Raw genomic sequence first — 13060 nt, forward strand, 5'->3', positions numbered from 1 at the left:
TAATTATTGAAAAACATTTTCCTTGATTCATATGTTGCGAAAATTTATTTTTATAATGCAAATGCAGACGATTCAACTACATTTGCTAATGTAAGACCTTTTTCGTAACATATTTAATTCTTTTCTTAATATAAAGAAAAACGACAAGCTTAAATTTGCTCGCCGTTTTTATATAAGAATAAACTAAAATTAATAAGATGAACTGGATGTATTAAAATTCTTGATGATTATAAATATATCCGCCATATTAATAGCACCATCCCTGTTAATATCAAGATCAACTTCATATCCATCATCTGTTGATATGGTATTAAATGCCTTGGCTAATTGCATCAAATCCATTATATTGATAGCACCATTTTGAACACCGTTTATTGCTATGTCACCTGCCCATAGAATTATGGGAGTATCCTCGGATGAAACTAATACATTACCTGTTCCGGTAGCATTAACATTCCTTTTAAGATAACCCGGTTTGCTTATTTCAAGTGTGTATTCATTCATATCTTCCGGTATACCAGATAATATAAAGTGTCCATTAGCATCTGTCTTGGTGGATATATCAGTTCCAGCCAATTTAACTGTAAATCCTGACTTTATCTGTGCTTCAACATCAGGTAAATATTCAAAATCCACAGAGACATAACCTGATATTTTTGCCTTATCGCTATTTAGAGCAATTAATTGACTATTGTCACTTGTATACAGTTCTTCTTCATCTGCTGTTACGGTAAAATACAATAATTCTGTATCTTTACCCGCACACAGTTCATTTTTATCAAATTTGTATTCATACTTGACTATACCTTCAACATTGTCTATAACCTTAGTATCTATAACTTCGCCATCTTCACTGCCCTTTGTCACCTTTAACACCGCTCCTGAAGGTACATGGCTCAAGTTTAAAATATTAGCTGCAACATGTTCAATATTTCCTTCGTTGTACCTTTCAATTTGTAATGTTATGTCGGTATATCCTATAGTAAATTGTTTAGTGTTATCGTCTAAATTATATTCTTCATCTTCTGAAGCAGTAACCTTGATACTGTATGTTTTCTTGGTTATGGTATCGGGTAAATCCATGAGTGCAGTTATATTTTTAGTCTCACCCGGCTTAATACTTACCTTCACAGATGATGAATTGATGACTTCACCGTTTTCCATAATGTCAACAACCACTTCTTCAACGCCAATCTCACCATTATTGGTTACATCAACATCAATCCCAAGCTGTGTTCCAGGAATGACTTTACTGTGATCAAAGCTAATGCTGTCAACTGACAGATTGTATGATGGAGTTAATTTTATAACGCAAAGATCAGCCTGTTCATTTCCACCAGATAACTGTGTCAATTTATTGAAAGCTATTTTTAAGTTGCCGTTGCTGTCAAAAACACCCTCCGGAGTAAGAATTTCTTTTCCAATATTGGATATTTTCACAGCCTCGCTCCATTCACTGCTATCTGCATCATAGATTGCCGAATATATTTCAGTAGAACCATTTGCAGTGCTCGGCCAGATTATTGCCAGTTCATTATTATTACCTGTAAGAACCTTAAACTCATCCTTCAAGCCTGCTTTGGGCCCCTTGAAAACACTACTTGGCATTGTGCCAAGCCCATTTATATATGATATATTTCCTTCATTATACCAATACAAAGCATGTTTTCCATTAAAGACCGAGAAGGCAGGTGCTGAATCCAAAGTGTTGTTATTAGTAAGTCTTGTACTTGTACTGCCAGGTCTTACTGTATAGATTTCCCTGTCATTTATAGTATCAAGAACATTATCTCCATCCAAAACATACGCAACTGTAAATGAATTTTCTATAAAACCTGCACTTATAGATGGAACAGCATTTAAGCCTTCACTAAGCAATTTGGGGCTTGACCATTTATCATCTTCCAACTCGCAATAGTATATCGAGTTTTTACCTTTAACACCGAATATATCACTTTCATTATTGCTTGTCCATGTAATATAAGCCTTATTTCCTTCTGCCGCTATCTTAGGTAATGTATCAAGCAAATCATTTTGAGTCAGTTGAACTGCAGAACCAAAGGTATTGGTTTGTACATCAAATTTGCTTACAGCAATTTCACCGGAACTGGCAACCTGCTCCAGCGTAACATCGTCAGCAAACTTCTTGTTGCTGTTCTGCCAAACAACATAGATATTACTTCCGTCAGCTGCCAATTGAGGGTAAAAGTCTGCTGTGCCGTCATCAGCTACTGCCATAGGTTCACTCCATGAGTTACTTTCTTTATCGTATATGGAATATACCAACATTGTTCTGTTTGAAGATGTTCTCTCCTTATTATCAGAAACCCAAACCAGAATTTGCCCATCACCATAATTCACCAATTGCGGTTGTGCATTAGGATATATGTTGGTGCCCAATACTTTAACCTCTTTATTTGTATACTCAGGAGCCGCTGAATTTCCCATCGGAGGCTGTGTTTGACCATTTCCGTTCCATACTGAAGGCCTGTTTATGTAATCTCTTTGCATTAGTGAATATTCATTTAAATTGTACATATCGAATTTATCAAACTCAGGCGGCGGCAAAGCCATATAATTGTTTGTAGGGAGCGATTCATAGATGTTCCATGTGCCTTTTGCTATTGATTTTTTAGCTTCGAAAAATAAGGCTTTAACTTTTAAGTTCAAACCACCTGTCAATGTTATCTTTATATAGTCTCCATCATCACGAACCAGGAATTCAAGTTCTGCTTCGCCGGTACCGCCTATCGTTAAAACATTGGCTACTCCAATACCTCCGCCCACTTCAAATCTAGGCGTTATTTTCAGCTCCGAACTTGTCTTTATATTACTAAACCCTGATGATATTCCCTTTATATTACAAATAGACTCCAGCTTGATACCCCCGCCAATCTCAAAATAAACCGGAAAAGGTCCTATCATGTATTGTGTTTGACTGGTGTAATTTGCTTCCACCATTAGAGTTATTGAGCCATTAGTAACTGTGGGTACACCATTAACCATTACCCCTTCGATATAGCCATATACATCCAATTCTGGCTTCCATCCTTTTGTAACGCTAAACTTTCCTGTCTTAGCTCCGAATCCCGACATCACGGATTTTAATCTACTAACTGTATAAATGCCTTTTTTTGCATCTACTAAAGTATTTTTAAAATCTCTCCAATTTTCGCCGACGCTCTTCACATCATTTACACCCACGGCAATCTTAAATTCTTCTTTTCCAAAGTTTAGTGTAGCAGGTATAAAATCCAAACCAAATTCCAATTCATAACCACCTATAACCGGCAGATCTTCGGGGATTGTAATGCCGCCATTAGTTTTTCCTAAACTAAGTGGTTTTGTATCCACCTCAGACTCCATATCAACTTTAACACTGCAGGTTGCTGTCTTTCCTTCATAAGCTGCAGTTATTAGAGTAGTTCCTTCAGTTATCAGACCGCTTTTGATATACCCTTCATTATCTACATAAGCAATTTTACTGTTTCCTGATGTAAATGAAATGTTAGATGTAACATCATAAGCACCATTATCGAAAATCGCCATAACTTTTGCTTTTGAACCACGCTTATTGAATTCAGTTATGGTTTCACTTCCTGGAATTATAGTTAAGCTCCGCAATTTTGGAGCATTAGGAGATAGCACATTTACATTGCATACAGCTCTATACCCTTCATAGCTTGCAGTCATCGTCGCACTTCCAGCTTTTTCTCCACTAATAATGCGGCCGTTTGAAACTGTTGCAACACTGTTGTTGCTGCTTGAAATTACAGTTTTATTTGTCAGGTCCACATTACCGCATGATGAGCATGTGGCACTTACCCTAATAGTACTGCCCTCTTTATTGAATCCATTTATTGTTTCGATTGAAGGTGTGATTTTGAAAGTAGAATCTATTATCTTATGATGTGCCGGAATATCTTGTGATAAAATTACATCACCACACCTTATACATAATCCTTCTTGCTTTCCATCCTGAGAACATGTAGGTTTTTTTACAACAGTAAATGAGCCGTCAAATTTATGGCTACCTCCAAGTGGCGGAGTATCAACAGTCGATACGACTTCTTCACATACAGTACACATTCCCTTCATGGTTCCCTTTTCAGTGCATGTAGGCTTTTTATCAACAACATATGAACCGTTGAATGTATGTCCTGTTTTTCCAAGTGATGGAGTACTGATTTTTGATACAACTGTTTTACATTTGGTACATCTTCCAACTTTCGTGCCCTCGTCAATACATGTTGGCTTTTTATCTGTTTCATATATGCCATCGAAATCATGTCCTGTAGGAGGTATGGATTCTGTGGTTTTTTCTGAACATCTTGAACATGATCCTATTCTGCCTCCGGGATTGGTACAGGTTTCCTTCTGTACTATTGTCCATGAGTTAAAATCATGTCCTAATTTGGGAATTGAAACGGTCGAAACAACTGCATCACACCTTGTACATATGCCTTCCTTCTTCCCAGGCTCAGTACATGTAGGTTCTTTTGTCGTTGTATATGATCCGCTAAATGAGTGTGACCCATTTCCAAGTGATGGGATACTGACTGTTGATACCACCGTACCACATTTGGTACATTTTCCGACTTTAGTACCCTCATCAGTACATGTTGGCTCTTTATCTGTTTCGTATGAACCATCAAATTTATGTCCTGTAGGAGGTATGGATTGTGAGGTTCTTTCTGAGCATCTTGAACATGATCCTATTTTCCCTCCGGGATTTGTGCAGGTTTCCTTCTGTACTATTGTCCATGAGTTAAAATCATGTCCCAATGCAGGGATTGAAACTGTTGAAACAACCGCATCACATCTTGTACATATGCCTTCCTTCTTTCCAGGCTCAGTACATGTAGGTTCTTTTGTCGTTGTGTATGATCCATTAAATGAGTGTGACCCATTTCCAAGTGATGGGATACTGACTGTTGATACCACTGTACCACATTTGGTACATCTTCCAACTTTTGTGCCCTCATCAATACATGTCGGCTCTTTTTCTACCGCATATGAACCGTTGAATGTGTGTCCTGTTGCAGGTATGGATTGTGAGGTTCTTTCCGAACATCTCGAACATGATCCTATTTTACCTCCGGGATTTGTACAGGTTTCCTCCTGAACTACCGTCCATGAACTAAAATCATGTCCCAATGCAGGGATTGAAACTGTTGAAACAACCGCATTGCACCTTGTACATCTGCCTTCCTTCTTCCCAGGCTCAGTACATGTAGGTTCTTTTGTCGTTGTATATGATCCGCTAAATGAGTGTGACCCATTCCCAAGTGATGGGATACTGACTGTTGATACCACCGCATTACATTTGGTACATCTTCCGACTTTTGTACCCTCATCTGTGCATGTTGGCTCTTTTTCCACCGCATATGAACCGTTGAATGTATGTCCTGTTGCAGGTATGGATTGTGAGGTTCTTTCTGAACATCTCGAGCATGATCCTATTTTCCCTCCTGGATTTGTACAGGTTTCCTCTTGAACTACCGTCCATGAATTAAAATCATGACCCAATGCAGCAATGGAAACTGTTGAAACCACCGTATTGCACTTTGTACATCTGCCTTCCTTCGTTCCGTTCACTGTACATGTGGGTTCTTTTGAAGTTGTATATGATCCGTTGAATGTGTGTCCAGTAGCTGCTATTGTCTCTGTGTCAGTATCAGGACATCTCGAACATGTTCTCTTTCTGCTTCCTGCTGTAGTACAAGTTGCAGCATTGGTTGTCCATGCTCCATATGAGTGACCCAATGCTGCAATGGAAACTGTGGAAACAACCGCATCGCACTTTGTACATCTGCCTTCCTTCGTGCCAGTCGCTGTACATGTGGGTTCTTTTGAAGTTGTATATGAACCGTTGAATGAGTGTCCAGTAGCTGCTATCGTTTCTGTGTCAATATCAGAACATCTTGAACATGTTCTCTTCCTGCTTCCTGCTGTAGTACAAGTTGCAGCCTTGGTTGTCCATGCTCCATATGAATGTCCCAATGCAGCAATGGAAACTGTGGAAACAACTGCATCGCACTTTGTGCATTTGCCTACCTTTGTACCGGTCGCTGTACATGTAGGTTGTTTTGAAGTCGTATATGATCCATTAAATGTATGTCCCGTAGCTGCTATTGTATCTGTGTCAATATCAGAACATCTCGAACATGTTCTCTTTCTGCTTCCTGCTGTAGTACAAGTAGCAGACTTGGTTGTTGTCCATGATCCATATGAATGCCCCAATGCAGCAATGGAAACTGTCGAAAGAACTGCACCGCACTTTGTACATTTGCCTACCTTCGTGCCAGTCGCTGTACATGTAGGTTGTTTTGTAGTTGTATATGATCCATTAAATGTATGTGCACATGCTGCAGCATATAATATGCCATCAACTGAACCGTTTTGCTCAATATCATTTTTTATTTTTCCATTTGTGATATGTTCTCTGATTTCTTTTACAGATATAGAAGGATTGTTTTCTATTATTTTTGCCGCATCTGCAACTATGGATTGTGTTGAGTATGATGTCCCTTCATACAAGGGAATTGCATAAACATCAACATATTCTCCATAATTTGAATATTGTGTAATTTTTGAGTTTTCATTTACGGCACCTACTGATATTACAGTTGTATAAGCAGCAGGATATAAAGGTTTATCACTAGATTCATTACCAGCGGCAGCTATAACAAGGATATTATTATCCTCTGCTTTTTTGATAGCCTTTTCAAGAATACTTGATGCTTCAAAGCCAACAACACTTAAAGAAATAATGTCTATATCATTTTCAACCGCCCAATCAATTCCCTTTGCAAAGTTGCTGTAAGTACCCTCATTTTTGTTATTAAGAATTCTGACATCATACAGTTTAGAATTAGGAATCATGTTTCTTAAATTACTTGCTATAATATTCCCATGGGTGCTTAGAATTTCTTTATCTTCAACAAAAGAAACTCTTCCGGCTGTATCAATATTACTAATGCCTGAATCGAAAACGGCAATTTTTATATCCCCGCATGAAGCACAATCGCATATAGCCTCATGACTATGTCCATCACACTTATCATGACTGTAATCGCAAAAAGCTTCATGGCTATGTCCATCACACTCATCATGGCTGCAAACACATAGAGCCTCATGGCTGTGTCCATCGCATTCATCATGGCTGCAATCACTTAAAGCCTCATCACTATGTAATGAATGATCTGGAGATTTCTCTATGGTGTTTTGTTGAGCAATCACAGTGTTGGAAAAAATTGTTCCAGGATAGTTGATAAGCATCATTAAACAGACTAATACAGTTGCAATAATACTCTTAATTTTTTTTCATTTTACATATTTCCCCCTATTAATTTGATCTATGCTAATAACAGCATTTTAGATTAACTGATTTGAAGAACAAAACCACTTGGGATTTTGCAACCTTGATTGTTGTCGTGAGAACTTGCGGCACAACATATACCATAATTTCCTAGACAATAATTATTTCTTCAATATTCATACTTTTTATTTAATCTCTCTGAATAAATAACCTCAAATATTAATAGATGTGTATTTATATATAGATACCGAATTGTATTATCCTTATCACCTCCCCAAGTGACCAGTCAGCAAACCTGGTCTCAATACTTTTTACTAAACTCATTTATCATATTTCTCTCCAGTGTTTATCTTTATCAAATCCAGTTATGACAAAATACACATACTGATTTTGATATAAATAATATTAATATAAAATGCCACCTAGATTATATCAGATTAGAATAAAAAAGTGGGGAAAAATAGAAACTTTTTATGTGAACATATTTTGCTCAATAAAATTCTTCAAATCCTTCGTTATTTGTAAATAAAACATTTTGGTTTACCACAATTTTTGTTTTGAATATTAGCTTTTAGATAGCTGAGCATTTGTGTAAAAAGCACAAAACCCGCCTAAACGAGTGTTAAGCGGGTTTGTTTGACAATTACATATTAAATTTTTTATCTATATGTTTTGCAATAATTATTTTACGCTTTAATTATTGCAAAACATTTTTCTTGATTCATATGTTGCGAAAAATCCATTTTTATATTGCAAATTCAGACGATTCAACTGCATTTGCTAATTTAAATCTTTTTCGTAACATATATAAATAGTTTATTCAGTTATCTTTTTGAAGTCTTGAACATTTTTATCATTTTGTTCAGATCTTCTGCCATATTCGCCAGTTCACCGGAAGAATTCAATGTATTATACAACTTCTCTGAAATAGTGTTTAAGGCATTTATTTGGGTTTGTGACAATTCTTCTACAAGTACGCTCTTAGTAGCAATATTCTCCGCAGTACTCTTTATTTGTGTCATTGAATCTAGTTGTTTCTGGATTGATGTTGATATATTTTTTATTTCACCATATGTACTGTTTATATTATCTATTACATTCATTAATTTTAACTTTAAATCTGCCGAAATGGTTGTTCCAATCTCAACTTCTTTATAGCCCATTCTTGTAATATCATCTACAGTCTTTATCTCCTCTTGAATGCTTTTTACCAATTGTTTTATATCAACAGCAGACCTCTTTGAAGTATCAGCCAGCTTTCTTATTTCATCAGCAACAACAGCAAACCCTCTACCTGCTTCACCTGCCTTTGCAGCCTCAATTGCAGCATTTAGTGCTAAAAGGTTGGTTTGTTCCGAAATTGAAGACATAACATTTATGATCTTCCCTATAGCGTTTGATGATTCACCTAATTTTATTACTTTTTCTTCTATATCCTTAACTGTATCATTTATCCTTTTCATAGTTTCCAAGTTCTTTTCAACATATTTCCATCCGTTGTCAGCCTCTATGGAAGTTGTCTGAGATAGCTTCATTGTATGTTCTGCAATATCAGTAATACTGAAAACTGATTGAGTTATGCTGTTAATTTCTTCAGATGCTCTCTTTATTTCTTTCGATTGGGATTTTATGTTTTCAGTGGTATCCGAAGTGTTATTCCTTAATGTTTCTATGTTATATATATTATTGTTCTGTTTTTCATCCTCATTCAATATAAGCTTTATCTCAGTAAATTGATTTGATGAGAATTCAGTCAGGGAATTACTCATTTTATACATCTCACAAACCATGCCTTCAAGCTTATCAACAAACTCATTAAAGCATAAAGATAATTTCCCTATTTCGTCATTGCTTCTGACATTCATTCGTTTGGTTAAATCACCCTTACTTAAACTATCAAAGTGATATATCAAATCTTTAATTGAATTAATAAGCGTAAACTTTCCTATATAGTATGAAATAAGACCTACAACAATACCAGCTGTTACACAGGATAATGTAAACGGCAAAGAGTACGATTCTTTCCTGTAATATGTAAATAAGCCTGCAAACGGGGGAAATATCAATCCCATAGCAATACCCGTAACTATAGATAAAATAAAGTACCTTCTTATTACACTTTTGCGAAAAATCATTTAGCCCTCCTATCAAACTGCTGAAGATAATCTATGATAGTTATCGGCTAAATAGGAAAATTATTTACTTGTCATATAAGATTTATTTCCAAACTTTTTTACCAGCATTTCAACTTCATTAATCCCAACACTTTCATTGCTATAGCGAGCCTTGTTATAAGCAGAAGTAAGGTGAGAAACATCTTCTTTATAAAGCTCTTCCACCTCTTTACCCAATTCGCTTGGTGTAAGTATGTTTTTAAATTCATAACCTTTTTTTATAAAGGACCAAACCTTTTGCCTGTATATAAACCTGACTTTATCCCTGTTTGTAACAATATCCTTCCACGACAATCCTTTTTTGTTAAAAATTTTAAATATATTTTTTATATTAGGCCAGCGTCGTGAAGAGGATTTTAATAGTGTCTCTTTTTCATCTACATATCCGAGTTTATTTTCCTTAGTTACATTATTTTTAGATTTACCATAAAGCTCCAGAATCATTTTCACTACTCGTCTAAAAATAGCACAGACCGCAAACACTATTAAACCTATTATTATAACCACCATTACAATTTTAAATAAGATTATCAGCAGGGAATCATGTCCCATAGGTATTCCCCACCAACTCCCTCGATTGGAGGTGTTTTCTTCCAGTTTTTATTTACAAGAAAACTACTAACAGCTAATTTTATAATCTCTAACAGAGAGGTCCAAAGCTTAAGCTTTGCAAAAGCAATTATTAATGCCAATGCCGCAATCAACGAAGCTAAGTTAAACTTTAAAATTGTAGCAGGGATATAAATTTTGTTTCCTGACTTGAAAAAAGCAGCCTTTAGCTGGTCAAAGCTGCAGATTGAAAGAAATACAACTATCATTACCAATCCTGCTTTATTTAATAGACCTATGTGATGATAAAGGGTGTTTGACATAAAAAATAGTGCGTTGAAAATCAAGTATAATGCAAAAAGCATAGTAAAAACAGGCACAGGAGATTGTTTTACCCAATTGCTGCTATTTATGCGAATGCCTCTGAATGTTGAAAATGTTACCATACAAATATATATGATTGAAAAGGAATAAAAAAGACTTAAGGCAAATGAAACAATTAATCCTATTATAAAACTAATAATAACATATAAAGCATTTGTTTTATCTTTTAGAAAATAACCTATAAGTATACCTGTCAAGTAGTAAACTGATAGCCCTGATATAATCGGTAAAACCCAGCTTTCCGGAAATTCAGATGCCGTTAAAAAAAGCAGAATTGGGAATAAAATAAAATTTCAATAGCAGACTGTAAGAACTTTATTGTAATATGTTTTAAAAAATTAGACATTAAAAACCACCCTCTTTACCGCAAATTCAGTATTTCAACATTACATCTTAAATCTTTAATCCTTTGAATGCTTTTTTTCATCTGTTCGTCAATGTAAGACGTAACAATAAGGAAATCCGTATCTCTTACAAAATTATCGGGCAATTTGTCCAATAATAAATGGAACTGTACCGATCTTTTAAGATGCATTAAGGACATTGATTCAAGTATCAGGTTCATATGGCTGCTGCTGGCACTTGCAGGTATAAGTACTGGGTTCTCAATCCCTTCCGCTAAATAGCAGTTACAGCAAAATCCCGTTTCAATACTTTGTGACACCATGTGGTTGGCAATTGAAGCACAGTAAGATACTGCTTTTTCCATAAGATCAACATCGGTGGTATCATCCCAGCTATTTTCACTTGCTTGAATATTTAAAAGTATAACAATCTTCATATTTGATGTGCAGTCTGTATTATAAACCTTAATAATTCCGTTTCGGGCAGTTGATTTCCAGTTTATCCTGTTCATTGAATCACCATATCGGTAGTCTCTTATGCCTGAAATCATAAATGGGTCATCAATTATCCAGCGTCTTATTATGGTATCACCCATCCAACTGTGACAAGGAAGATTCAACTCATCAATGGGGAATATTTTAGGATATACGGTTATGCTGGCATATAAGGATAAATCTTTATATGTATGAACTATGTTAAATGCATCATTGCATGATAGTACTGCGGATTTTAGGATATAGAAGCCACGTTTACAGCATTTTACTGTATGTTTTCTTGTTATTTTGGTATATGGCATTAGACTAAAGAAGCTTCTATGGCATCGCTGGTGCTTGATGTCCAGATTGCCTTGTTTTTGAAACTGGAGGTAAGGTGTAATTTCCGATTCCAATTGCAGCAAAAGCATTGGAATCATCTTATTATTGGAAATCACTTCAATCATTTGAACCTCTTCTCCCTCAAAAACTCGGGATAAACTAAATGACCTTGAATATGTTAGATCCCTAAGTCCCCAGTTTTTGTAAATAAAAGCCTGGACATATACGATTATCAATGTTGCTATGATTAATAAACCGGCACTCATAATTCATCAGGATCCTTTCAAAATATTATCTTCAGTTGGTACTGGAGTACCCGAAACAATTTGATCCAGAACATTTTTAATATTACCATTATTTCTTCCAATAATAGAATTTCTTAATATCAACCTGTGACCAAGTACAGGATTCACAAGGTATTTAACATCGTCAGGAATTACGTAGCTGCGGCCCTTAAATATTGCATATACCTGACTGGCCTTTAAAAGTGCCTGGCTGGCTCTGGGGCTTGCTCCAAGAACTATATCGGGGTGGCTTCTTGTTTTTCTACAATTTCAAGGATATAATTTAAAATATCATCACTTACGTGAACGCTGCTATAGGACTTTTGAGCCGCAAGGATGTCATCAAATGATGCAACCGGTTCAATATTTTCTATAGGATTGCTTCCAATAAATCGCTTTAAAATTTCAAAACCTTCCTCATTTGATGGATAACCCATTGATACTTTAAACAGGAATCTATCCAGTTGTGCTTCGGGTAAAGGGAATGTTCCGTGAGTTTCAACAGGGTTTTGTGTTGCGATGACCATAAAAGTTTTGCCAAGCGAACGGGTTTCACCGTCAATAGTTACCTGCCTTTCCTCCATACATTCCAAAAGGCTTGATTGGGTTCTGGGGGTGGCTCTGTTAATTTCATCAGCCAGGAGAATATCGGAAAATATCGGCCCGGGACGAAATTGGAATTCACAGCTTTTCTGGTTGTAGTAGTTAATCCCGGTCAAGTCGGAAGGAAGTAAATCAGGAGTAAACTGTACCCTTTTGAAGGAACAGCTCAATGATTTGGCAAGAGTCTTTGCAAGCACTGTTTTACCCATGCCTGGAACATCTTCTAAAAGAATATGTCCTGAGGTAATTAGAGCAATAAGTGAAAGGTCAATTATTTCATCTTTTCCTACAATGACCTTGTTAATGTTTTGTTTAATCTTTAATGCCAGTTCTTTTATACATACAGTTTCCATGTCAACACCACCAAAGTTATTATTTTTGTGTTACTTGCTGTTGGCTTTCTTAAATATATGTTATTCCTTGTAAGCCTCTATTTCAACCGATTTTATTGCCTAATTACAATATGACATGATTTTTAATATTGTATTAATGTGTATACATAAAATTACTATGAGTTTATATTTTTTTGAGGCTAATCAGCAAGATTATACAAATATTTTTTGAAAATTCCCCGAAATAATGGAA

At 35.8% G+C, this 13060-nt stretch carries 6 protein-coding genes and 1 pseudogene; 1 reads left to right on the forward strand and 6 read right to left on the reverse strand.

Features of this window, described 5'->3' with window-relative positions; all coding sequences use genetic code 11:
- Positions 1-189 precede the first annotated feature (189 nt).
- From Bccel_RS04935 to Bccel_RS29570, 4 genes are all read right to left on the reverse strand, one after another.
- Complete coding sequence (locus Bccel_RS04935; RefSeq protein WP_050753132.1) at positions 190-7284, reverse strand: S8 family serine peptidase; 7095 nt, start codon at positions 7282-7284, stop codon at positions 190-192.
- Positions 7285-8145: 861 nt separating this feature from the next.
- Positions 8146-9456 (reverse strand): methyl-accepting chemotaxis protein, encoded by a 1311-nt coding sequence (locus Bccel_RS04940; protein ID WP_036940462.1) that lies wholly within the window; start codon positions 9454-9456, stop codon positions 8146-8148.
- A gap of 60 nt (positions 9457-9516) precedes the next feature.
- The gene (locus Bccel_RS04945; protein WP_050753133.1) at positions 9517-10047 is read right to left on the reverse strand and encodes a hypothetical protein; all 531 of its coding nucleotides are present in this window, start codon (positions 10045-10047) and stop codon (positions 9517-9519) included.
- Positions 10026-10313, reverse strand: a complete 288-nt coding sequence (locus Bccel_RS29570; protein ID WP_152965926.1) for a hypothetical protein — start codon at positions 10311-10313, stop codon at positions 10026-10028. Before Bccel_RS29570 ends, Bccel_RS04945 begins: the two co-directional genes overlap by 22 nt.
- A 43-nt stretch (positions 10314-10356) precedes the next feature.
- On the opposite strand from Bccel_RS29570, the gene Bccel_RS30110 reads away from it, so the two are divergent.
- The gene (locus tag Bccel_RS30110; RefSeq protein WP_160317693.1) at positions 10357-10518 is read left to right on the forward strand and encodes a hypothetical protein; all 162 of its coding nucleotides are present in this window, start codon (positions 10357-10359) and stop codon (positions 10516-10518) included.
- 271 nt (positions 10519-10789) lie between these two features.
- On the opposite strand, the gene Bccel_RS04955 is transcribed toward Bccel_RS30110, so the two are convergent.
- Together Bccel_RS04955 and Bccel_RS04960 are read right to left on the reverse strand one after the other, a co-directional pair.
- Positions 10790-11854, reverse strand: a complete 1065-nt coding sequence (locus tag Bccel_RS04955) for a DUF58 domain-containing protein (protein WP_050753135.1) — start codon at positions 11852-11854, stop codon at positions 10790-10792.
- Positions 11855-11860: 6 nt separating this feature from the next.
- Positions 11861-12828, reverse strand: a pseudogene (locus tag Bccel_RS04960) (AAA family ATPase).
- Positions 12829-13060: the final 232 nt, after the last annotated feature.

Origin of the sequence: Pseudobacteroides cellulosolvens ATCC 35603 = DSM 2933 (genome assembly GCF_001262605.1) — a bacterium.
Lineage (GTDB): Bacteria > Bacillota > Clostridia > Acetivibrionales > DSM-2933 > Pseudobacteroides > Pseudobacteroides cellulosolvens.